Source organism: Bacillus sp. FSL R5-0422 (assembly GCF_038610765.1).
Lineage (GTDB): Bacteria > Bacillota > Bacilli > Bacillales > Bacillaceae > Bacillus > Bacillus pumilus_O.
This window is the reverse complement of the sequence record NZ_CP152014.1, coordinates 2,024,535-2,048,057: the sequence shown is the minus strand read 5'-3', so window position 1 is coordinate 2,048,057 and position 23,523 is coordinate 2,024,535. Positions and strand designations below refer to the sequence as shown.

Sequence of the window (23,523 nt, the reverse complement as noted above, 5' to 3'; positions counted from 1 at the left end):
CCGGTGAAACGGTACTTAGAAGACAGTAGAAATGGTGAGAAAAAATGCTGGAATATCAGGTGAAAATAGATTCGTTTGAAGGTCCTTTGGACTTACTTTTACATTTAATCAACCGGTTGGAAATTGATATTTATGATATTCCCGTTGCTAAAATTACGGAGCAGTATTTATTATATGTCCATACCATGAGGGAGCTTGAACTTGATGTGGCAAGTGAATATTTGGTGATGGCTGCAACCCTCCTGAGTATTAAAAGCAGAATGCTCCTTCCAAAACAAGAGGAAGAGCTATTTGATGATGATCTGCTTGAAGAGGAAGAGGACCCTCGAGAAGAACTGATTGGCAAACTGATTGAATACCGAAAGTATAAAGATGCCGCACAAGAACTAAAGGAACGCGAGGAAGAAAGGCAAAATGCCTTTACAAAACCTCCGAGTGATTTAAGCGAATTTGCAAAAGAATCGGAAGCGAAGGACACAAACTTACATGTCACGGTGTATGATATGTTAGGTGCGTTCCAAAAGGTATTGAACCGAAAAAAAATAACGAAACCAGCACCATCTAGGATTACAAGACAAGAAATCCCGATTGAAGACAAAATGAATGAGATTATGAACCATTTAAGAAAAACGAAAAAGCGGACCAATTTCATGACTCTATTTCAACATGATCAAAAGGAGCACCTTGTCGTGACGTTTCTTGCTGTTCTTGAATTGATGAAAAGTCATCAAATCATGTTAGAGCAGGAAGGAAACTTTGAAGACATTTATATAATAGGGAGTGAAACGATTCATGACGCTTGATATCGTGAATTGGAAAGCCATCATAGAAGCACTGCTTTATGCAGCAGGTGATGAAGGCTTAACAAAAAAACAGCTTATGTCTGTTCTTGAAGTAGAAGAGGTAGCGTTACTTGACATGATGTCTGCCGTCAAGGAAGAATATCAAAAACAAGAACGAGGAATTGAGCTCATTGAATATGCAGATTCTTATATGCTGCTGACGAAAAAGGAATACAGTATTTATTTGAAAAAATTAGTCGAGACCCCATCCAAAGGTTTGTCTCAGGCAGCGCTTGAAGTACTCGCAATTGTTTCTTATAAACAGCCGATCACACGAAGTGAGGTAGAAGAAATTAGAGGAGTCAAATCAGAGCGAGTGCTTCATAGTTTAGTAGCCAAAGCGCTGCTCTGTGAAGTTGGACGTGCCGATGGCCCTGGGCGAGCAATTCTTTATGGGACAACACCTACATTTTTAGAGCAGTTTGGCTTAAAGGCATTGGATGAACTACCGCCGCTTCCAGAGAATGTGGAAGCAGATGGTGTACAAGAAGAGGCTGATCTCTTTTTTGAAAACTTCAATCAAACATTTGAAGAGATAAAATAGTTCAAAAGAATGAAAAATGTATGATAAAATATAAAAAAGATTTTAGGTCTAACATCTATTGATGTCAGATAAAATGGTCATAAAGGCATGAGGGGAAGGTAAACACAAAACAAATGGCACATATGAATGTAAAGGCTCAAGTTGATCAAGCAGGCGTCTTTTTATCAAAGGTTGCAACTGAAATGAATGGTTTTCTGAACGAAGCTACCTTATCAAGTATGAAACGATTAAACCCTGAAGCGGAAGCCTATTATTGTGACATATTGAATACATTACGGAAGCTTGCAGTGTACAGCGAGGATGCAGCGGCAGTTTGCAGGAAAATCAGCCAGCAGCAGACATTCCCGCAGCAAGCCGCACAGCAGACGCTTCACCGTATTTATCATCAGTGTATTGAAGAGTTTTTCACGCCGAAAAAGGATACATGGTATGAGGATAGCCGTTCCGCTTATACAGGAAAGAGCAGCATTGTTTTCCACCATGAAGTATCCGCTGAGATCAAAAGATTATTTTCATCATTGGAAAAAGATTTTTTAGTGATGAGAGAAGAGCTAGAATATACGACATCTCATCAGCAAATGAAAATGGTATAGCAAGAGGAAAAGTGTCTCTACATATAGAGACGCTTCAGCGTGTAGACAAACCCTCGCATTCGTTGTCAGTCCTACGCGCTGGTGCTCACGAATGTCAAATTCGCTCCGCGCCAGTGCTCGTCCTTCCTAGACTTCAAAGGTTTTCTATCACGCTGAAAAGAAGACAAAGTGCTAAAATCAAGATCATTTTAGCACTTTGTCAACAATCTGAAGTGTCTCTACATATAGAGACGCTTTTTTTTTATGGACGAGGCATCATAACTTTTTCAGCCGCGCATACACTTGTACAAAACGGTCAAGGACGTGAATGAACATGCCCTATTTAAAAATTGGAACAGCAGTCCTTCTTCTATTTACACTCTTACTGCCTTTTTCCTCACATGCCAAAGCAGATATGTCATTATCGGTGAGTGCAAGAAGCGCCATTTTAATAGATGGACAGTCAGGCAGAGTCCTATTTGGAAAGGACGAGCATGAAAAAAGAAGAATCGCCAGTATTACGAAAATTATGACGGCGGTATTAGCCATTGAATCAGGGAAAATGAAAGACAACGTCAAAGTATCAAAGCGCGCGATTCAAGCAGAGGGCTCATCGATTTATTTAAAAGAAGGGCAGAAGGTGAGCCTAGAAGACTTGACATACGGGCTTATGCTGCGTTCTGGAAATGATGCAGCTGTTGCCATTGCAGAGCATGTGGGCGGCAGCTTAGAAGGATTTATTTTTATGATGAATCAAAAAGCGTCTGAACTAGGAATGGAGAATACGAATTTTCAAAATCCGCATGGACTCGATGATCATAAGAACCATTATTCATCAGCCTATGACATGGCCATTTTAACAAAGTACGCCATGGAGCATAAACAATATCAAAAAATTGCGGGCACGACTTTCTATAAAGCAAAAACGATGGAAGGCTATTGGAAAAATAAAAACAAGCTCCTCACTGGTTTATATCAATATTCAACTGGAGGGAAAACGGGATATACAAAACTTGCAAAACGTACACTTGTTTCTACAGCTGCAAAAGGGAATGCGGCGCTGATTGCTGTGACCATTAATGCGCCAGATGATTGGAAGGATCATATCTCTATGTTTGAATATGCATTTGATCACTATAAAACGTACGTACTTGCTGAAAAAGGAAGGCTCGCTTCATTAAAAGGAACCTTTTACGAAAAAAAGGCATTTATCAAACGTGATGTGGACTATTTTTTAAATGAAGATGAGAAAAAGTTAGTAGAAATTGAAACCGAAATGCTTACTCCTCAAAAGAAGTGGGCAAAAAACGCCGAAGCCATACCAGATGTTGTAGGAAAAATGACGTTTTTATTAGATGGTCAGGTGATCGAGCAAGTACCGATCTTTTATGAAAATAAACGAAATCGAATGCCACAAAAAAGCTTCCAAGAAATGTTTAAGTCTGTCTTTCAGACATCGATAGGCGGATCTTCATGGTCAATCTAATTTGGGTATTCCTCACTGTCATCGGTCTTGTGTATGCGATGTTTAACGGAACGATGGAGGAAGTAAACGAAGCTGTATTTAAAGGATCAAAGGAAGCGGTGACCATTTCAATTGGTCTGATTAGTGTCCTTGTTTTTTGGCTTGGGCTGATGAAGATTGCAGAAGAGGCAGGTTTGTTAAATTTCTTTAGTAAATTGTGCCGTCCCTTTATTTCAAAGCTATTTCCGGATATTCCGCCTAATCATCCTGCGATGGGATATATTTTGTCCAATCTCATGGCGAATTTCTTTGGTCTCGGGAATGCCGCGACACCCCTTGGGATTAAGGCAATGGAGCAGATGAAAGCATTAAACGGCGGGAAAAATGAAGCAAGCCGGTCCATGATTACATTTTTAGCGGTTAACACATCCTCTATCACACTCGTGCCAACAACTGTCATTGCAATTAGAATGACCTATGGTGCAGATCAGCCAACAGACATTGTGGGCCCAACCATTTTGGCGACACTCATTTCAGGCATTGGTGCCATTCTCATTGATCGCTATTTCCACTATCGCAGAAGCAGGCGGGGGTGATCTCATGTCATTTATTAACTGGCTTTCACTTGCTTTGATCCCACTGATCATCGCAGGCATTTTAATTGCGGGAACCATTAAGAAGGTACCGACCTATGAAACATTTGTCGAGGGCGGGAAAGAGGGTATTCAAATTGCCTTTTCAATCATTCCTTATTTAGTCGGCATGCTCGTGGCCATTACGATATTCCGCGCGTCTGGTGCACTTGACTTTGTTATGGGACTGTTAAAACCCGTGTTTACAGCAATCGGCTTCCCAGCAGAAGTAGTGCCACTTGCGTTTATTCGTCCGATATCTGGCACAGCTGCACTCGGGATGACATCAGACCTCATTGCGACATATGGACCAGATTCTTTTATCGGACAACTCGCAGCTGTCATGCAAGGGTCAACTGACACCACTCTCTACATTTTAACGGTCTATTTTGGGGCAGTTGGTATTAAAAAAATGGGAGATGCGCTGAAAGTAGGTCTGTTAGCAGACCTCATTGGAATCATTGCATCTGTCATCATCGTCAGTTTGTTATTTAGCGGCGCCTAAAGAGGCGCTTTTTTGTCTTTCAATGGATGGGAAATGGCTTTTTGGCTGAAATTAAACAGACGAATCGCTTATTTTTCCACGAATGCTTGTTTGTTTTAAGTCAAGCAAGTAAGATAGTACATGAGGTGAAAGACAAAATGGAACGTTTACAGAAAGTAATTGCACATGCCGGCGTCGCTTCAAGACGAAAGGCAGAAGAATTAATTAAAGAAGGACGAGTTACCGTTAATGGTCAAACAGTGACTGAGCTCGGAGTAAAAGTGGGCTCTTCAGATAAAATTGAAGTCAACGGATTAAAGCTTGAAAGAGAAGAACCGGTTTACTTTATGCTTTATAAACCGCGCGGCGTCATTTCAGCTGCCGAGGATGATAAAGGACGTAAGGTGGTCACAGATTTCTTTGATGATGTTCCGCAGCGTCTTTATCCAATCGGCCGTTTAGATTATGATACGAGCGGTTTGATTTTAATTACAAATGACGGGGAATTTGCCCATAAGCTCATGCATCCAAAATACGAAATTGATAAAACATATGCAGCGAAGCTAAAAGGAATCCCATCAAAGGAATTGCTTAGAAAGCTAGAAAAAGGGATTATGTTAGATCATAAAAAAACGGCACCTGCCCGTGCCAAAATGCTTTCGATTGATAAACGAAAGCAAACATGTATTGTTCAATTAACCATTCATGAAGGCAGAAACAGACAAGTGCGCCGCATGTTTGAAGCGATCGGTCATGATGTGTTAAAGCTAAAAAGAGAGCAATATGCGTTCCTTCATATTGAAGGTATGAGACCAGGAGACCGCAGAGAATTGACTCCACATGAAGTGAAACGTCTGAGAGCGATTGCGGATCACGGAAAAAGCGCTTTTTAATTTTCACATAAACTTCAAAAAATGAAGAAGCATCAAAAGAAGGAGAATGCTATAATTTACCTGAATGTCTATGGGGAAGGGGTACTTCAGATGAAAAAAAGACGGTTTTTCATACGGACGGGCATTCTCCTCGTGATGCTTGCTGCACTATGTTATACCATGTATAACTCTGTATTTGCCAAACAGGAGCGGGTCAAAGAAGGATCTATTGCGCCAAACTTTGTCCTTCAATCTGTAGATGGGGAACGGATTGAACTAAAGGACTTAAAAGGCAAAGGCGTCTTTCTTAATTTTTGGGGGACCTGGTGTGGTCCATGTAAACAAGAATTCCCTTACATGGCAAATCAATATGAAGTGTTCAAGGATCGCGGTGTGGAAATTGTTGCAGTCAATGTTGCAGAGTCCAATATTGCCGTGAAGAATTTTATGGAGTCCTATGGCGTGAATTTTCCTGTTGCCATGGACAAAGATCGTCAAGTGACAGAGGCATATGATATAACGCCGCTGCCAACCACATTTTTAATTAATCCTGAAGGCAAGGTAATCAAAGTCATAAAGGGAACCATGACAGAACGTAATGTCTATGAATATATGAATTTGATTAAACCAAAGGGGTCTTAGAATGAAAGAGGTAAAATGCGAGTGTGGACATATTAATCCAATCGGTACTGTTTTATGTGAATCCTGCGGAAATCCTATTGCAGCTAAAGAGAAAAACTCTTCAAAGCTGCTTGATATGAGATATGACGGCAGTGCGAGACGCTCGCAAACATACAATAAAACGATTGTTGATAAAGTATGGAACTTTTTTTCTTCCGTTAAGGTGGGTGTGTGGCTGATTGTCATTACACTACTTGCTTCCTCATTAGGAACGATTTTTCCGCAGGAGCGATTTATTCCACCAGGTGCATCTGCTTCCACCTATTATGAAGAGCAATATGGATCGTTTGGTAAGCTGTATTACACACTTGGATTCCATGATCTTTATAATTCTTGGTGGTTTTTAGCTTTAGTTGCATCCATCGGAATCTCCCTTGTCATTTGCAGTCTCGACCGGGTTATCCCTCTTTATCGAGCACTTAAAAATCAAGGGATTATCAAAAAAGAAGGCTTTATGAGAAGACAGCGTCTGTTCAGTGAGACAGACAAAACGTTAGATGAGCATACATATGAAGGCATCAAGAAAGCAATGAAGCAAAAGCGTTACCGGGTACGAGAAGAAAACGGACATATTTTAGCGGAAAAAGGCCGCTTCTCACGCTGGGGCCCTTACGTCAATCATATTGGATTAATCATCTTTCTCATTGGATCAATGCTCCGGTTTGTCCCAGGCATGTATGTGGATGAAACGCTGTGGGTGAGAGAGGGTGAAACTGCCCCAATTCCAGGCACAGATGGTCAATATTTTTTGAAAAATAATGCGTTTTCAATTGACCGCTATGAAACTGGAAATGAAAAAGAAGTGTTTGAGAATGCGATTGAAAGAGCTGGGGACGGTCAAGTAGTGAAAAGTTATAAAACCGATGCCACTTTATACAAACGTGAAGGGGAAGTTGTGTTTGGTGAAAAGCCCAAGCTGAAGCAGGTATCAGAACACGATATCAAAGTGAACGAACCGCTCAAGTTTGATCATTTCTCATTATATCAAGTGGATTTTAAACAAAATGAACTCGATCAAATGGTCTTTCAGCTGATTCGTAAAGATACAGAAAAATCTTTCGGAACAGTGAAGATTAATCTGCTGGAGCCTAAGTCAGAATATGATCTTGGTAGCGGTTACAAAGTTAAAGTGATGAGCTATCTCCCTGATTTTTATTTTGACGATGATGGAACGCCGAGTACGAAGACAAGGAATCCGAATAATCCTGCTTTCGTGTTTGAAATGGTTTCTCCTGAAAAGCCTAAAGGTGAAAAAAGCTTTGTGGCGATTCAAGAGACAGTAGAGGGCTCTGATAATAACCTATATAAAATGAAGTTTGATCGAGTGGAAACGAAAAACGTCACGGGATTGACGGTGAGAAAAGATTTAACTCTTGGGGTGCTCATCGTAGGCGGAATCATCTTCATGATTGGTGTCGTGCAGGGGATGTATTGGCAGCATAGAAGAATTTGGCTGTCTGCAAGGGATGGAAAAGTATTCGTGGCAGGACATACAAACAAAAACTGGTTTGGCTTAAAGTCTGATCTTGGCGTGATCCTAAGTGACAGTGGCATCAAACAGCCAGTTGATCAAAAAGAACTGCCTGATACAACAAGTATCAGCAAAAGCAAGGGGGAAGGATTAGATGGCAGCAGTCAGTGAAAACCTGTTATTTGCAGCTTTTCTATTGTATTTAGCGGCAGTTCCTTTTTTTGGCGGTGCCATTAAAGGAAAAAAGAAAGTTGATGGACCGCGTAGGAATAAGGCGGCACTTATCGGCATTACGCTCACCATCATTGGCTTTTTAAGTCAATTTGGCTACTTTATTTCAAGGTGGATGGCGTCTGGTCATGCACCAGTCAGCAATTTGTTTGAATTCACAACGGCTTTTGGCATGATGCTTGTGCTCGCATTCATTATTTTATATTTTGTGTATCAAGTGTCTGTACTTGGTTTATTTACACTTCCAATTGCTTTATTGATTATTGCCTATGCAAGCATGTTCCCATCTGATATATCACCGCTAATTCCTTCATTACAAAGTAATTGGCTTTATATTCACGTGACAACAGCAGCACTAGGGCAAGCTATTTTAGCGATTAGCTTTGTGGCAGGCGTCATCTTTTTATTAAAACATGTCGATCAAACAAAGCCAGGGAAGAAGACATTTGGTTTAGAGCTCGTCATGTTTATGATTGTTGTGACACTGGCATTTATCGCTGTCACGTCTATCTTTAGAATGACAGGATACGAAGCAAAATTTAATTGGGTCGATAAAAATAAAGAGGAAAGTGTGATGGTCTATGAGCTGCCAGCTCTAGTTGGACCTCATAAAGGAGAGCTTGTGACGCAAGATCGTTTGGAACCGTTTGTTGATTTGCCGCCTGTTTTTTCAGGGAGAAAGGTCAATACGGTGTTATGGTCATTTGGCACGGGGCTGATCTTGTATGGGCTGATTCGGTTAATCATTCGCAAACGTCTGAGTGCTTTGCTTCAACCGCTCGTGAAACAGGTGAACCTAGATTTAGTTGATGAGATTGGATACAGAGCCGTTTCCATTGGCTTCCCTGTATTTGCGTTAGGCGGTCTCATTTTTGCAATGATCTGGGCGCAAATTGCATGGACTCGGTTCTGGGGCTGGGACCCGAAGGAAGTATGGGCGTTGATTACGTTTCTCTTTTATGCAGCCTACCTTCATCTTCGCTTATCAAGGGGCTGGCATGGCGAAAAGTCCGCTTGGTTAGCTGTCATCGGATTCGCCATCATTATGTTTAATCTCATCTTTGTCAATCTCGTGATTGCAGGGCTTCATTCATACGCGTAATCACATGAAAAAAGCCAACTTTTTATGAATCAATTTGGCTTTTTGTTAAAATGAATGTAACAACGGAGAAAGCAGGAGGATTGTCTAATGGAACACACAACTCAAACGAAAATATTAGTCGTAGATGATGAGGCAAGAATTCGCCGCCTTTTAAAAATGTATTTAGAACGTGAAAATTATGAAATTGATGAAGCTGAAAATGGAGATGAAGCCATTCAAAAAGGACTCCAATCAGATTATGACCTCATTTTGCTCGATTTAATGATGCCTGGCACAGATGGGATCGAAGTGTGTAATCAAATTCGAGACAAAAAAGCGACTCCAATCATTATGCTGACGGCAAAAGGAGAAGAAGCCAACCGCGTGCAAGGGTTTGAAGCAGGAACGGATGACTACATCGTGAAGCCTTTTAGCCCGCGTGAAGTTGTTTTACGTGTGAAGGCATTGCTCAGAAGATCTTCTCAAACGTCTTATCTCAATACTGGGACAACAACAAAAGATGTACTTGTGTTTTCTCATCTTTCAATTGACCACGATGCGCATAGAGTAACAGCCGATGGCAAAGAGGTCAGTCTCACGCCGAAGGAATATGAACTATTATATTTCCTTGCGAAAACACCTGATAAGGTTTATGACAGAGAGAAGCTGTTAAAAGAAGTATGGCAGTATGAATTCTTTGGAGACTTGAGAACAGTCGATACCCACGTCAAACGACTTCGCGAAAAACTGAATAAAGTGTCACCAGAAGCTGCGAAAAAAATCGTGACAGTATGGGGTGTCGGGTACAAATTTGAGGTCGGCGCTGAATGAAACTGTGGAAAAGTGTCGTTGGAAAGCTATGGTTAACCATTCTCTTCCTTGTCCTAATCGTTTTATCTATTTTAACCGTGCTTCTTTTAGAGTTCATTGAAAATTACCATGTAGAAGAAGCAAAGTCAGATTTAACGCAAATGGCAAATAAAGTGGCAGTCATTTTAGAAAGCCATGACGATCAATCGCTCGCAAGGTCGATTACATCAGAGCTTGCCGACAAATTGACGAGTATTGCGATTATCCAAGAGGACGGACTAGAGTGGTATTCGTCTGAAAAAGACGGGAAGCTACCTGCGATTACAAAGAAACAAATTGAAGCGGACAGTGATCTGAATCAAGCACTAAAAGATCGTAAAAAAATTAGTAAACGTGCAGAACCAAATGCAGGCAATCATAAAGATGAACGAATTGTCGTTGGTGTTCCATTTGAGGCAAACGGAAAAAAAGGCATGGTCTTTCTTTCTCAATCATTACTCGCTGTAGAGCAAACAACAAAGCATACGACCCGTTATATCTTCCTAGCAGCCGGTATTGCCATTGTTTTAACCACTATATTCGCGTTCTTCTTATCAACGCGTGTCACCTATCCTCTTAGAAAGATGAAAGAGGGAGCGCAGGATCTGGCGAAAGGGAAATTTGATACAAAGATTCCGATATTAACGCAAGACGAAATTGGAGAACTTGCCATCGCCTTTAATCAAATGGGCAAGCAGCTTACATTTCATATCACAGCCTTAAATCAAGAAAAAGAACATTTATCCAACATATTAAGCAGTATGGCCGATGGGGTCATCACCATCAATATTGATGGAACGATCCTCATGACGAATCCTCCTGCAGAACGATTCTTGCAGGCATGGTATTACGAGCAAAATATGAAGATCAAAGATGGAGATGAACTGCCTCCAGAAGCACGAGAACTGTTTCATACAGCCGTCAGCACGGAAAAAGAGCAAATGATCGAAGTCACACTGCAAGGGCGTACTTGGGTTCTTCTTATGTCTCCGCTTTATAATCAGCAGGACGTTAGAGGAGCAGTTGCAGTCCTTCGTGATATGACAGAGGAACGAAGACTTGATAAGCTGAGAAAAGACTTTATTGCCAATGTCAGTCATGAACTTCGTACTCCAATTGCTATGCTGCAAGGGTATAGTGAGGCGATTGTAGATGATATCGCAGGCTCAGAAGAGGAAAAGAAAGAGATTGCGCAAATTATTTACGACGAATCGCTTCGAATGGGACGTCTTGTGAATGACCTTCTAGACCTAGCGAGAATGGAAGCTGGTCATATTACACTGAATCTTGAATCAACGGATACAGAAGAGCTGACCGAGAAGATTTACCGCAAGTTTCTTGGTATAGCAAAAGAAAAGCAAGTTGATCTCACATATGATATTCAAGTGGATGAACCGCACTTTGTACTCGATCCGGATAAGATGGAGCAGGTGTTTACGAATCTCATTGATAACGCCATTCGTCATACACCTGAGGGCGGAGAGGTTCACTTCTCGGTTCAATCAGTGGAAAGCGGTTTGAAAATGGATGTGAAAGATTCAGGAAGCGGAATCCCAGAAGAGGATCTGCCATTTATTTTCGAACGTTTCTATAAAGCGGATAAGGCCAGAACAAGAGGGCGTTCTGGAACTGGACTTGGTCTTGCAATTGTGAAGAACATCGTAGAAGCACATCAAGGCTCTATTCATGCACATAGCAAGGCGGGTACTGGTACACATTTTACCTTTTATATTCCGAGAAAAAAGCAGGAACTCGTCTAATCTTGACGAAGAATCTTGTTACATGAGAAACACTTCTTTTCGAAAGAAAAAGAAGTGTTTTTTTATTTTCATATTTTTAAGGAGAAGTTAAACAAAAAGCCCTTCCCAAATTGTCGAACTTGTAATATATTTGTCATAAAGTTGTAATGTAACGTTTTGTAAGAGTCACTCGACAAAAATAAGTGAACGGAGGGGTTTCCTATGCATGAAACCTTTCAAAAAATATATGATTCGTACCATCAAGATTTGTACCAGTTTTTATTTTATATGGTTAAAGATAAAAATCAGGCAGAGGATCTCGTTCAGGAGGTTTACATCCGGGTACTTCACTCATATAAAACTTTTGAAGGAAGAAGCAGCGAGAAAACATGGCTGTTTTCAATTGCGAGGCATGTGGCAATTGATTGGTTTCGCAAACAGCAAACCATTAGACAACGGGTACTCGGCACATTTGATTGGGATAAGCAGGATGTAAAGGACCCAGACTTGCTCCCAGACGAACTGGCTGTGCAGGATGAAAATGTAAAAGAAATCTATGCCGCACTTGATCAGTGCACGATTGATCAACGAGCTGTCATCATTTTAAGATTTATCCAGGGCTACTCAATCATGGAGACGGCAAAGGCGCTAAAGTTCTCGGAAAGCAAAGTCAAAACAACGCAGCACCGAGGCCTGAAAGTGCTCCGAAAACATATGGAGCTTTTGAAGGAGGAGCTAGTGAATGAAAACGAACAGGTCCGATTGGAGCGAAGAACGAATCAAGGTGTTACTAAGTCAGCTTCCAAAGGTGGAGGACAACCGTTCATCTAAGCAAATATACCAGCAGATGCTGATGGCAAGTGGGCAGAAAAAGAAAAGTGCCAAATGGATCGGTCCAGCGGTCGCAACCGTTGTGGTTTTATTTATGGCGTTTTTAATTTCTCCTCATTTATTTCAGCCAGCTGCTCAAGATCACCATCAGCAAATGAAAATGGATTCAAGTGCTGACAAAAGTCAGGTGAACGCCACATTAGAAGCGGTCAAACAGACTGATGGGCCCTCACATGTTGTTTCTCTTAAGCAGCAGCAAAAGTATATGACCATGGCATACATAGATGAATCGACCTCTCAAGTGGTACCAATTAGCATTCAAAAAGAGGGTGAGTATGATCATTTGCAGAATATGGTGAACACATATGAACAGGTGCGGCTGCCTGAAATGACAAAACCTCTTCAGTCTTATATGGATATGGTGGAGCTTCGTGAAAAAGGAGATACACTTATTTTTCAATTAAAAAGTGATTTGTCCCTTGATACGTTAAAAGAAGCCAATCGGTTTAAAGATATGGTAAAAGAAACGCTAAAATGGAGCAAATATAAGCAGGTGCAAGTCAAGACAGCTAAAGGATCTCACCTTCAATTAGGAGCAAATGGAAGCGTTGGAACAATATCAATTGAAAAACAAACAAAGCATGCTTATTATGTTTTAGAGAATAAGAGCGGGACCTTTTTGGTGCCTTCAAAAACGCATTATTCATCGTATGAAGATGCGGTAGAAGCGATGAAGCGTACAAGCGATGCAGGACTTGATCCATTAATTAAAGATGAACCGATTAAAGAAGTGACGTCTAAAGGAAAACATGTGACCATTACGTTTGGAGCATCAGCGAAATTATCGGACTCAAATGATCATATTTTACTCATTGAAGGTCTGCTGCTCTCAGCGAAAGATTTTGGTTTTACAGAGGTCACCATTCAACAGGCGGGAACAGATCAAGTTGGTCCATATGAATTAGAAGAACCGATAGAGGTGCCGGCTTTGCCGAATCCAGTTGTCATAAAAGACCGTTAAAGGACGCGAGAAATTGCGTTCTTTTTTGATGTATAGAAAATAGCTTCCTTGCTGTATACTAAGCTGTCATAAAAAGAATCGCAAAGAAAGGGAGTCACTGATGAAAAGGTATTGCTTCATATGTGCCAGCTGTTTTTTGATGATCTTTTCGCCTGTTGTTCATGCACAGGAAACAAGCGAATGGGTGGAGCCAATAAAAGGAGAAGTCACAGATTTATTTGGGACAAGAGATGGCTCGCACAAGGGATTAGATATAGCTGCACCAGAAGGAGAATCCATCTTTGCTGCAAGTGAAGGGGTGGTCTCGCGTTCGTATGTATCTGCTACATATGGCGAGGTTGTGTTTATCCAGCATCCAAATGGATATGAAACCGTCTATGCACATTTACACGAGCGTTTTGTTAAAGAGGGTGACCATGTAGAAGCAGGACAGCCGATCGGCATTATCGGTAACACAGGAGCGTCTAGAGGCACTCATTTGCATTTTGAGGTGCACAGGGGTCAATGGTCAGTCAGCAAAGAAGATGCGGTAGATCCGCTCACAATCATTGCGATGGATCGTTTCCAAGAGCCGGCTCTACATGTAAACGGACAAGAGAACAATACATACCTCATTAAACAAGGAGATACCCTTTGGTCGATTGCAAGGGCACATGAGATGACTGTGGAGCAATTGAAACAGATCAATGAGCTGACCACTCATCTCATCCGAACGGGAGATCGTTTAATGGTTTCAAAAAAATAAACCTCATGCGTTTGCATGAGGTTTATATTAATTTTTTATAGGTCGATCAGACGGACAGAAAGTATATCGTGTACTTCGGTTAATTCTTTGACTATTTCGTCCTCAAGATGCTTGTCGAAAGAAAGCATCATGATGGCTTCGCCGCCTTTTTCTTTACGTCCTACTTGCATTGTCGCAATGTTGACATCATGGTCGCCTAAAATTTGTCCAACCTTTCCAATTACACCAGGTGCATCAGTATGCTGGATGTAGACAAGGTGTCCATCTGGATAAAAATCAATATTAAATCCATTAATGGAAACAACGCGTTCTCCTAAATGCGGGATGTAGGTTGCTTTAAGAGTAAAGGTTGAAAGATCGCCTTTGACTTCAATAGAAATGCTGTTTTCGTAACCAGATTCGCTGGAAGAAATCTTTTCACTAAAGCTAATGCCGCGTTCTTTTGCCACCATTCCAGCATTGACTTCATTTACAGTCGAATCAACACGCTCTTTTAAAAAGCCTGACAGAAGACTTTTTGTAATAAAGGATGTTTCGAGTTTTGAAATAGAGCCTTCGTAAGAGATGCCTACTTCTTTTACTGGTTCTCTCATTGATTGAGAGACAAGACGTCCGAGTTTTCCTGCAAACTGATGATAAGGCTGAATTTTTTTGAACTCGTCTTTTGTCATCGCTGGTAGGTTAATAGATGACATCACAGGGAGTCCTTTTGCAAATTGAAGTACTTCTTCAGATACTTGTGCCGCTACATTTAATTGTGCTTCCTTCGTCGATGCGCCAAGGTGCGGAGTTGCAATGACAAGCGGATGGTCTACAAGCGGATTATCAGTAGGAGGTTCTACTTCAAATACATCGAGTGCAGCTCCTGCAACATGACCGCTTTCAAGCGCTTCAAGAAGGTCACGCTCATCAATGATACCACCGCGTGCACAGTTCACTAGGCGAACGCCTTTTTTCGTTTTTGCGATTGTTTCTTTATTAAGAAGTCCTCTTGTTTCTTTTGTTAATGGGGTATGTACAGTGATAATATCTGATACTTCGAGCACTTCATCAAGTGATTTGGCATTGACGCCGATTTTTTCTGCACGTTCCTTTGTTAGAAAAGGATCAAATACGTTGACTGTCATGCCAAATGCTCTTGCGCGTTGGGCGATTTCGCTTCCGATTCTACCAAGTCCAACAATCCCAAGAGATTTTCCATAAAGCTCGGCACCAACATATGCACCTCTGTTCCATTCTTTTGATTTTACAGAAATGTTGGCTTGTGGAATATGACGCATAAGCGAAGAGATCATCGCAAATGTATGCTCAGCTGTAGAGATCGTATTACCGTTTGGTGCATTGATCACAATGACACCATGCTTGGTGGCTTCATCGATATCAATATTGTCTACTCCCACACCAGCACGGCCGACAATTTTTAAAGAAGTCATTTTTTCATAAAGCTCTTTGGTCACTTTCGTCGCACTTCTGACAAGTAAGGCATCAAATGTGTGTAATTCATCTTCTGCTTCTGTTACATTTTTTTGGACAATTTCAACAAAATCTGATTCTAAAAGTGGTAAAAGACCGTCATTGCTCATCTTATCTGAGACTAAAACTCGAAACATCGTAAGATTTCCTCCTAAAATAAACGTCATAAATATCTGATAATTTACCATATTCCTTTTCACTGTGTCAATCAAATTAAAGCAGTAAAGCGAAAAAGAAAACACGAACATTTCTTAGTGTCTTTATAAAGAATGGACACCTTTAAACAAAAGATAACCAATTTTTTCGCATTTGTCATTATAATTTTTAAGTTTTTTACGATTTTTTAAAACTGATGAAATTGCTCAGGATTTTTATCTGTACAAATGCTCATATATCATATATAATGATGTCGAATTGAATAATGATCAATCTTCGGGGCAGGGTGCAATTCCCTACCGGCGGTGATGAGCATAGTCTCTAAGCCCGCGAGCCTTTTTTGGCAGGATTCGGTGTGATTCCGAAGCCGACAGTATAGTCTGGATGGGAGAAGATGGAGGTTCGTAAACGTTGAAAACTGAGTTTTTCACACGTTTATTTGTCTAGCCTAAATTCCCCGCTCCTGGTTTCATGAGCGGTTTTTTTGTGGCTGAAATTGAACAATCCTCTTTTCGTTAGATTTGATCGAAAAGGAGAGAGAATATTGAATCAAAGTAAAGTAAAGCGTTTAGTTGTCACCAGTATGCTTAGCAGTATTTCATTTGTGTTAATTTTATTGGATTTCCCTTTCCCAGGGCTTCCAGCGTATTTGAAAATTGATTTCAGCGATATCCCAGCGATTATTGCAATTTTAATTTATGGGCCAGGTGCAGGAATCGCCGTTGAGGCATTAAAAAATGTTCTGCATTATCTCATTCAAGGCAGTATGTCCGGCGTTCCAGTTGGGCAAGTCGCGAACTTCATTGCAGGCACACTATTTATCTTACCAGTCGCCTTTATGTTCAAAAAAATTAAATCAGCAAAAGGAATGGCTTGGTCAATGATCATGGGTACATTACTTATGACTGTGATGATGAGCATTTTAAATTACTTCTTATTCCTGCCAGCTTACACATGGTTTTTAAACGCACCAGAACTATCAGATCATGCGCTCAAGACGACCATTACAGCGGGGATTTTACCTTTTAACTTTATTAAAGGAATCATCATTACCATCGTATTTAGCTTCATTTTTGTGAAAATGCGTCCATGGTTTGAAAATAAACGCCGACTTCAAAATAGTTAATATAAAAAAAGCCCCTGCATAAGGGGCTTTTATACTATTCATGCTTAAGTGGGTCTCCCTCGAAAGATTCGTCCGCAACTTTGATTGAGTCAGTTGGACATCCTTCAAATGCATCAAGCATATCTTCTTCAAGTACTTCTGGAACTTCTACAGTCCCTTGGTTGTCGTCAAGCGTAACAAATGCAATGCCTTCATCATCATAATCATAAATGTCTGGAGCAGCTGCACCGCATGCGCCGCAAGCAATACATGTGTCTTTGTCTACAATTGTATATTTTGCCATGTTAAAAAAATACCTCCCAAATAGTTCGATGGAACACATGGTTTAACCTTTTTAGTTTCACCGATAAAAAACAATTTCCTCAAACCTTATTGTAATGATTTTAAATTCACATTTCAACTGTAAAGTGAATGAGAATGCTTATCACATAAGGGTTTGTTCATAACTTTCCCCCATAAATTGAGTTTAAACATTTCTTCTTGTATGAAATCTGTTAAAATAAAGGGAGAAAATATTCGAATTTTGTCAGGAAGACAGGTGCTTTGATGAATGACTCTTCATTATTTGGATGTCATGTTAATGGACAGCGTATATAAATTGAACGGTGAACGCTCCATTAGTGCTGTCTACCATCTTTTTAAAGGAAAAAAATCATCACAAACCATACAGGATGCCAGCTTGTTTGAGCTTTCCAGGTACTTCGGCTGTTACCCGGAGTTTACGAGAGACCAGCTGAATCGCTCTGCTTTAAAACTTGAAGAAAAGCACTACATTAGAAAAAACGATGAGACACTCAACATCACTGAAGCAGGGCAGCGAACGCTACACCAGCATTTTTCTGAAAAACCGATGCCTACTTATTTTCATGGTGCCAAATATCATGATAAAGCAAAGATGCTATGGATGAGGCTTTCTTTACTTGTACAAGTGCTTTCTCACCATATGGCTGGATCACATCAATATGTTCCGATACAAAGAGATGTCTCAGTTCAAAGCTGGACGAAATCTTTTTTGAAACAGCATCAGCAGAAGAGCAAGCTTTCAAAAGATCTGCATCATGAACTAGAAAAACTTCTGATGAACCTAAGTGAGCAAGAGGCAGTGATTTTTGTTTACTCATTGACCTCAAATGAACGAATCGGGCGTACGTATCAGCAAATGGCGGAGTGGATGAAAGAAGATGTGTGGTATGTGTACCTGCTTTTTTGGAATGTACTCCATTATTTTATTCAATCTGCCCAAAAAGGTGAGGCACCGATTTTGCAGCAACTCATAGGTGACCTTGAATTTAAACGCGTGTTAACAACTTCTACTCACAAAACACTGGAGCTTGTCCAAAAAGGATTTGATATTGAACAAATTGCTCACATTCGTTCATTAAAAAAGGCAACGATTGAAGATCATATTGTGGAGCTGTCGATACATGAGCCAAGCTTTTCAATAGAGCCATATGTGAGTATAGAAGAGCAGCGGGCAATTCTTGCTGTAGCTAAAGAGCTGCAAACAAATAAAATGAAGCTGATTAAAGAAAAACTCGAGCATCCATTTACTTATTTTCAAATAAGATTGGCACTGACAAGGATGGTGAAAGCAAATGGATAAGCTTCATCAGACGCTCATGCGATACTTTGGCCATGGCACATTTAAATCAGGTCAAGAGGACATTATTCGAAGTGTGCTGCATCAAAAAGACACGGTGGCCATGCTGCCTACTGGTGGAGGCAAGTCACTTTGCTATCAAATTCCCGGTTATATGACAGACGGGTTAGTTCTGATCATTTCGCCGCTTTTATCGCTAATGGAGGACCAAGTCGAACGAATGAAAATGCGCGGAGAAAAACGAGTGGCGGCACTTAATAGCACATTGTCTTTTCAGGAAAGGCGACATATCATTCGGCATTTGCCATCATATAAATTTCTATTTGTCGCACCTGAGGCATTGATGTCAGAAGTGCTCTTAGAACAGCTCAAATCGATGCGTATTGGTCTGTTTGTCGTCGATGAAGCGCATTGTATATCAGAATGGGGGCATGATTTCCGTCCTGAATATTCGAAGCTTGGAGAATGGAGAGAAGCGTTAGGTCATCCTGTGGCTTTAGCTCTTACAGCTACAGCAACAAAACAAACGCTAAAAGATACTGTGCAAACGCTAAGATTACAGCAGCCAGACTTTCATATTCATTCCGTCAATCGCCCGAACATTGCCTTAGTCAAAGAAGTACACGAAACGAAAGAAGCAAAAGAGAAACGGGCCATTGAGCTTGTAGATTTCCTGCAAGGACCAGGCATTATTTATTGCCCGACCCGGCAAATGACAGAAGAACTTGCTCTCTATATGAAACAAAAAACCAATCAGCGTGTTGAGTTTTATCATGGCGGAATGGATGCGGGAGACCGTATGCTTATTCAGCAGCAATTTATTAGTGATCAGCTTGCTCTCATTTGCTGTACGAGTGCTTTTGGCATGGGAATTGATAAAGCAAATATCCGATTTGTCATTCATATGAGTCCACCGCAATCGATTGAAGCATTTATGCAAGAGATTGGAAGAGCGGGAAGAGACGGGAAAAACAGTGTGAGTATTCTTTTATATACAGAAGAGGATGCAGAAATTCAGCAACACTTGATCCAAGCAGAAGGATTTGACGATCCAGAAATTGATTTCTACTTAGCACAACTGACACAAATGCAGACAAATGATGAAAAAAAATTACGTGAACGATTGATGGAGACAGGACTTCAAGAGACGCGTGCAAGAATGCTGACGCATTATTACATGATGCATGAGTCCGAGCAGCGCCCGGCAATCCTTATGAATCTAAAAGAAAGATTGCAGGACAGACAAACAGAAAAGCTGAGAAAGGTGTGGCAATTTAAAGAGCGGATCATGGATCATAACTGCTTTAGACAATCTCTGTTATCATACTTTCACGAACAGATTGATCAAACAGAGCGCGCGTCCTCTGACGATTGCTGCTCTTCTTGCGGACTGAACCTGTCTGATTATGAAAAAAAAGAACAATCATTGGAGCTGAATGAAATGAAACACTGGAAGACTGTGCTGGATCGTATGTTTCATCTGACAAAAGAGGCGCAGCATTGATAGAACAACATCGCCGAATCATTGAAAAATTAACCGATCGACAAGTCGTAGAACAGCTGTATTTCACGCAGCTACTTATGCTTATCGTTTCTTTTTTACTAGGCATATTTATGTTCGATCAATGGACAGATTTTACATCCCTTTGGCAGATCCATGATATGCGCATTCTGACATATGGAATTGGCGGTGCTTTGCTCGTCATTATTGTGGATGCGATTGTCATGAAGGTGTTTCCCGCTCATATGTATGATGATGGCGGTTTAAATGAAAAGATGTTCAAAAACCGAAGCATCCCACATATTGTTTGGTTAACACTTCTCATTGCCTTTTCAGAGGAAATACTATTTCGCGGAATTGTTCAACAACAATTTGGGCTAGAAATTGCCAGCATCGTGTTTGCGCTTCTTCACTTTCGCTATTTATCAAAAATACTCTTGTTTATCCTCGTGGTTTCCATTAGTATTTTTTTAGGACTTTTATACGAGTGGACGGGGAATCTATTTGTTCCTGTTATGACACATTTTGTCATTGATTTAGTCTTTGCTTGTCAAATTCGTTTGAAATATAAGGGGAGGGATGAACATGGAAGAAATGTCGAGAATGCAGAGAAAGAAGGAGCAACTCACCAACAACCATGACGACAATGTAGAGGAAATTCTTGAAGACAAAGTACATCCTTCTGATGACTCTCACTTTCCTACACGAGAAGACTTTCATGAATATAAGAAGCAGCGTACGAAAAAAGTGCGCAATCCTTTGTTTACGACATTGGCTATTATCTTTCCTATTATCGTCATCACTGTTTTCTTTCTATTGATCTACTACACATCACAGGAAATAAACCATAATAATCAAGATGTATATAATATCGATTCTACATCAAGTGCCGACACGGACCCAGTTCCGTCAGCACTAGCCGAAACAAAAAAAGACGCAAACGCTGATAAAGCGGATGCGTCTGATGAAGAGAAGAAAAAGAAAGATGAAGAAAAAGAAAAGCAGCGTTCAAAAGAAAAAGCAGAGCAGAAGAAAAAAGAAAAAGCTGCAAAAGAGAAAGAAGAGCGTGAAAAAGCAGCTGCTGCGAAAAAGCGTGAACAGCAGCAGCTAGCCCTCCAAAAACAGCAAGAAGAGAAAAAACGAAAAGAAGCCGAGGATAAAAAGAAGCAGGAAGAAAAGCCAGTTCGTGTCGTGCAGCACACAGTTGGCCCAGAGGAAAACCTGTATCGAATCTCGATGAAATATTACAAAAGCCGATCAGGTGAAGAGAAAATTAAAGCCTACAATCACTTAAATGGGAACAGTGTATACAGTGGTCAAGTACTTAACATACCATTGGAGAACTAATTACCTGACATGAACGAAGGAAAATGCACATACATATGTAGAAAAAAGGGACAGGGTGTATGTGATGACTTTGCACGCAATCAGCCGCTATATGGATCAGCCGACACAGAAAATGATGGAAACGTTGATCAAAAGAAAGCACAAATATGAGGGCTTTGCCAAACAGTGCAAAAGGTGGCAATGGACAGCCCTTTTATCACTGGCGATTCTTTTGTTTTATTTTGTGATAACGGCAAATAAGGGAGGCTCTCTTCAGCCAGAAGCAATGATTGCAACACTGCTCGGTCATGAGGTCTTTCTATTTTGGATCATGGCTGAGGTGTTTGCTTTTTATGCTTCTTATTATTATAAGAAAAAAGAAGAAAAGGCTGAGGATGAATATCATCGCCTCAGATGTGAGATTATACAAAAAAGCACAGACTTATGGCCGCAATCAGACCAGTGGAAAGAGCGTGAAGCGGTTTTTCACTATATGCACCAGCAATATGACATTAATCTCTATTATGAAAGTAAATAAATGCGTAAAAAGACGTTTTAATAGTTGAAACGTCTTTTTTCATTCAAGCGTCTTATGAACGACACATATGCAAGGGAGCCATTTATGATGAAATATGCCATCGGATTTACCGCCGCCATTGCGGCTGTTACAACAGGTGTGTGTGTAACGGCAAAAATGGTGAAAACGGCAAAACAAAACAACATCAAAAAGCATTACTTTACAATAGAAGCACTTCAATCAGATCGACCAGGAGTGATTTTCTTTATTTCTGATACACACCGCCGGCTCATTCATGACTCATTATTAGCCGAGGTCACACAAGAAAAACCGGATGTCATTATGATAGGCGGGGACTTAGCAGAAAAAGGTGTACCCTACGCCAGAATAGAAGAAAATGTGAAACGATTATCAAGAATTGCGCCCGTTTATTTTGTTTGGGGAAATAATGATCACGAGTTGCACCAGCAAAAGTTTAAAGAAATTCTTCATGCTTTCGATGTGACGACTCTGCAAAATGAAACGGCTGTGTGGGATTTCGAAGGCCAGCCAATCAAAATTGGAGGTATTGATGATATTCGGCTTGAAAAGGCGGATTATGAAGCGATACGACCTGAGTTTGTGAAAGGTGACGTAAATATTCTCTTATCACACAACCCAGATGTACATCATTTAATGAGTGAAGATGAGGGAATCAACCTTGTTTTGAGCGGTCATACGCATGGAGGTCAGATCCGAATTGGGAAATTTGGTCCGTATGAAAAAGGAAGAACTGGTCAGGTGAAAGGCGCATTTTTTCTCATTAGTAATGGTTATGGGACAACGAAGATTCCAATGCGTCTCGGGGCTGAGCCAGAAACCCATTTGATCTATTTAATGCCTGTCAAAAAGCGATAACTGGATGCGCCTTCAATATTTTCCATAAAAGTCACCGTAAGCATAGCTTCATGCTTGTCTTCCGACTTGACACAGTGTAAACTGAATACAAAATTAAGAACCTATGACTCATCATCTCATATACTACAGTATGATGTGTGTTTAGAAGAGGCAGGAGGGAACGTTATGCGACTGGAGCGTCTGAATTATAATAAAATCAAAATTTTTCTCACACTAGATGACCTGACAGACCGGGGTCTTACGAAAGAAGACCTTTGGAAAGATTCGTTCAAAGTCCATCAGCTGTTTAAAGACATGATGAACGAAGCGAATCAGGAGCTCGGTTTTGAAGCGAGTGGACCGATTGCTGTTGAAGTATTTTCACTTCAGGCGCAGGGGATGGTTGTCATTGTCACAAAGAGTCAGCAAGATGATGCTGATGATGATGAGTTTGATGAAGATTACATTGAGATGCAAGTCAAACTCGACGAGAGTCATCATGTGCTCTATCAATTTGCCTCATTTGAAGATGTGATTCAACTGTCCCATAGTTTAAGTCGTATTGGACTTTTAGGGGGTACAGTTTACCATTATGAAGGTCAATATTTTCTCAGCCTTGATGATTTTGAAGAACTATCAGCTGATACCGTCATTTCCATTTTAGCGGAGTTCGGTTCTCCTACGACATTAACGATTCATCGGTTAAAAGAATACGGAAAAGTGATCATGCAAGATGATGCAGTGAAAACGATTCAAATGTATTTTTAATCACTTTTTTCTATTATATTTAATACTGTTGTGATGAAACAACAGTATTTTTTTATATCCTTTTTATATTTATAAACGCTGATATTTTATTTTGATAAAAAACGTTTTTTACCTTTGCTT

General features: G+C 40.5%; 25 protein-coding genes and 1 riboswitch. Of the genes, 23 read left to right on the top strand and 2 right to left on the bottom strand.

What is annotated here, in order from left to right; translation table 11 throughout:
* Nucleotides 1–44: 44 nt before the first annotated feature.
* The 15 genes from MKX52_RS10350 to MKX52_RS10280 all read left to right on the top strand — a co-directional run bounded on the left by MKX52_RS10350 (nucleotide 45) and on the right by MKX52_RS10280 (nucleotide 14,060).
* Entirely contained in the window at nucleotides 45–803 is a 759-nt protein-coding gene (locus MKX52_RS10350; RefSeq protein WP_342490657.1) for a segregation/condensation protein A, read from the top strand.
* Complete coding sequence (gene scpB / locus MKX52_RS10345; RefSeq protein ID WP_012010428.1) at nucleotides 793–1,386, top strand: SMC-Scp complex subunit ScpB; 594 nt, start codon at nucleotides 793–795, stop codon at nucleotides 1,384–1,386. The genes MKX52_RS10350 and scpB overlap by 11 nt, the downstream gene beginning before the upstream one ends.
* A gap of 113 nt (nucleotides 1,387–1,499) precedes the next feature.
* Nucleotides 1,500–1,979 carry a YpuI family protein gene (locus tag MKX52_RS10340; protein WP_119125063.1) on the top strand — a complete coding sequence of 160 codons (480 nt, stop codon included), beginning with the start codon at nucleotides 1,500–1,502 and terminating at the stop codon, nucleotides 1,977–1,979.
* 313 nt (nucleotides 1,980–2,292) lie between these two features.
* The gene (locus MKX52_RS10335) at nucleotides 2,293–3,444 is read left to right on the top strand and encodes a D-alanyl-D-alanine carboxypeptidase family protein (protein ID WP_144500224.1); all 1,152 of its coding nucleotides are present in this window, start codon (nucleotides 2,293–2,295) and stop codon (nucleotides 3,442–3,444) included.
* Nucleotides 3,432–4,019, top strand: a complete 588-nt coding sequence (locus MKX52_RS10330) for a nucleoside recognition domain-containing protein (protein WP_012010425.1) — start codon at nucleotides 3,432–3,434, stop codon at nucleotides 4,017–4,019. The genes MKX52_RS10335 and MKX52_RS10330 overlap by 13 nt, the downstream gene beginning before the upstream one ends.
* A gap of 4 nt (nucleotides 4,020–4,023) precedes the next feature.
* A complete protein-coding gene (locus MKX52_RS10325; protein ID WP_003216139.1) occupies nucleotides 4,024–4,560 on the top strand; it encodes a spore maturation protein in 537 nt (178 codons plus the stop codon).
* A 137-nt stretch (nucleotides 4,561–4,697) separates the two neighbouring features.
* Entirely contained in the window at nucleotides 4,698–5,432 is a 735-nt protein-coding gene (gene rluB, locus MKX52_RS10320; protein ID WP_144457884.1) for a 23S rRNA pseudouridine(2605) synthase RluB, read from the top strand.
* A 90-nt stretch (nucleotides 5,433–5,522) separates the two neighbouring features.
* Nucleotides 5,523–6,053, top strand: a complete 531-nt coding sequence (locus tag MKX52_RS10315) for a thiol-disulfide oxidoreductase ResA (RefSeq protein ID WP_012010423.1) — start codon at nucleotides 5,523–5,525, stop codon at nucleotides 6,051–6,053.
* A gap of 1 nt (nucleotide 6,054) precedes the next feature.
* A complete protein-coding gene (locus MKX52_RS10310) occupies nucleotides 6,055–7,734 on the top strand; it encodes a cytochrome c biogenesis protein ResB (protein ID WP_342490656.1) in 1,680 nt (559 codons plus the stop codon).
* The gene (gene ccsB / locus MKX52_RS10305; protein ID WP_050943828.1) at nucleotides 7,718–8,896 is read left to right on the top strand and encodes a c-type cytochrome biogenesis protein CcsB; all 1,179 of its coding nucleotides are present in this window, start codon (nucleotides 7,718–7,720) and stop codon (nucleotides 8,894–8,896) included. The genes MKX52_RS10310 and ccsB overlap by 17 nt, the downstream gene beginning before the upstream one ends.
* Before the next feature lie 87 nt (nucleotides 8,897–8,983).
* Nucleotides 8,984–9,706 carry a response regulator transcription factor gene (locus tag MKX52_RS10300; protein ID WP_012010420.1) on the top strand — a complete coding sequence of 241 codons (723 nt, stop codon included), beginning with the start codon at nucleotides 8,984–8,986 and terminating at the stop codon, nucleotides 9,704–9,706.
* Nucleotides 9,703–11,484, top strand: a complete 1,782-nt coding sequence (locus tag MKX52_RS10295) for an ATP-binding protein (RefSeq protein ID WP_088000956.1) — start codon at nucleotides 9,703–9,705, stop codon at nucleotides 11,482–11,484. Before MKX52_RS10300 ends, MKX52_RS10295 begins: the two co-directional genes overlap by 4 nt.
* A 201-nt stretch (nucleotides 11,485–11,685) precedes the next feature.
* Nucleotides 11,686–12,294, top strand: a complete 609-nt coding sequence (gene sigX / locus MKX52_RS10290; protein ID WP_003215976.1) for an RNA polymerase sigma factor SigX — start codon at nucleotides 11,686–11,688, stop codon at nucleotides 12,292–12,294.
* Nucleotides 12,206–13,315 (top strand): sigma X negative regulator, encoded by a 1,110-nt coding sequence (locus MKX52_RS10285; protein WP_151021589.1) that lies wholly within the window; start codon nucleotides 12,206–12,208, stop codon nucleotides 13,313–13,315. The genes sigX and MKX52_RS10285 overlap by 89 nt, the downstream gene beginning before the upstream one ends.
* Before the next feature lie 100 nt (nucleotides 13,316–13,415).
* Entirely contained in the window at nucleotides 13,416–14,060 is a 645-nt protein-coding gene (locus tag MKX52_RS10280) for a M23 family metallopeptidase (RefSeq protein WP_088000960.1), read from the top strand.
* A gap of 35 nt (nucleotides 14,061–14,095) precedes the next feature.
* On the opposite strand, the gene serA is transcribed toward MKX52_RS10280, so the two are convergent.
* Nucleotides 14,096–15,670: a phosphoglycerate dehydrogenase gene (serA, locus tag MKX52_RS10275; RefSeq protein WP_012010415.1), complete on the bottom strand. Its 1,575-nt coding sequence runs from the start codon at nucleotides 15,668–15,670 to the stop codon at nucleotides 14,096–14,098.
* A gap of 287 nt (nucleotides 15,671–15,957) precedes the next feature.
* Nucleotides 15,958–16,089, top strand: a riboswitch (FMN riboswitch).
* A 144-nt stretch (nucleotides 16,090–16,233) separates the two neighbouring features.
* On the opposite strand from serA, the gene MKX52_RS10270 reads away from it, so the two are divergent.
* Nucleotides 16,234–16,815: an ECF transporter S component gene (locus MKX52_RS10270; protein ID WP_012010414.1), complete on the top strand. Its 582-nt coding sequence runs from the start codon at nucleotides 16,234–16,236 to the stop codon at nucleotides 16,813–16,815.
* A 34-nt stretch (nucleotides 16,816–16,849) separates the two neighbouring features.
* Here the strand turns inward: MKX52_RS10270 and MKX52_RS10265 are convergent, their stop codons facing one another.
* Nucleotides 16,850–17,098: a ferredoxin gene (locus MKX52_RS10265; RefSeq protein ID WP_003215700.1), complete on the bottom strand. Its 249-nt coding sequence runs from the start codon at nucleotides 17,096–17,098 to the stop codon at nucleotides 16,850–16,852.
* Between the two features lie 267 nt (nucleotides 17,099–17,365).
* On the opposite strand from MKX52_RS10265, the gene MKX52_RS10260 reads away from it, so the two are divergent.
* The 7 genes from MKX52_RS10260 (at nucleotide 17,366) to MKX52_RS10230 (ending at nucleotide 23,403) form a co-directional block, all read left to right on the top strand.
* Nucleotides 17,366–18,418, top strand: coding sequence for a helix-turn-helix domain-containing protein (locus tag MKX52_RS10260; protein WP_342490655.1), 1,053 nt, complete (start codon nucleotides 17,366–17,368; stop codon nucleotides 18,416–18,418).
* Nucleotides 18,411–19,919 (top strand): ATP-dependent DNA helicase RecQ, encoded by a 1,509-nt coding sequence (locus tag MKX52_RS10255; protein ID WP_342490654.1) that lies wholly within the window; start codon nucleotides 18,411–18,413, stop codon nucleotides 19,917–19,919. The genes MKX52_RS10260 and MKX52_RS10255 overlap by 8 nt, the downstream gene beginning before the upstream one ends.
* Nucleotides 19,916–20,557 (top strand): CPBP family intramembrane glutamic endopeptidase, encoded by a 642-nt coding sequence (locus tag MKX52_RS10250; protein ID WP_151021592.1) that lies wholly within the window; start codon nucleotides 19,916–19,918, stop codon nucleotides 20,555–20,557. The genes MKX52_RS10255 and MKX52_RS10250 overlap by 4 nt, the downstream gene beginning before the upstream one ends.
* The gene (locus MKX52_RS10245) at nucleotides 20,502–21,263 is read left to right on the top strand and encodes a LysM peptidoglycan-binding domain-containing protein (protein ID WP_342490653.1); all 762 of its coding nucleotides are present in this window, start codon (nucleotides 20,502–20,504) and stop codon (nucleotides 21,261–21,263) included. The genes MKX52_RS10250 and MKX52_RS10245 overlap by 56 nt, the downstream gene beginning before the upstream one ends.
* 64 nt (nucleotides 21,264–21,327) lie before the next feature.
* Complete coding sequence (locus MKX52_RS10240; protein ID WP_144486415.1) at nucleotides 21,328–21,780, top strand: DUF2663 family protein; 453 nt, start codon at nucleotides 21,328–21,330, stop codon at nucleotides 21,778–21,780.
* Between the two features lie 87 nt (nucleotides 21,781–21,867).
* Entirely contained in the window at nucleotides 21,868–22,656 is a 789-nt protein-coding gene (locus MKX52_RS10235; RefSeq protein ID WP_342490652.1) for a metallophosphoesterase, read from the top strand.
* 165 nt (nucleotides 22,657–22,821) lie between these two features.
* On the top strand, nucleotides 22,822–23,403 hold the full coding sequence (locus MKX52_RS10230) for a genetic competence negative regulator (protein ID WP_003215601.1): 582 nt from the start codon (nucleotides 22,822–22,824) through the stop codon (nucleotides 23,401–23,403).
* Nucleotides 23,404–23,523 lie beyond the last annotated feature (120 nt).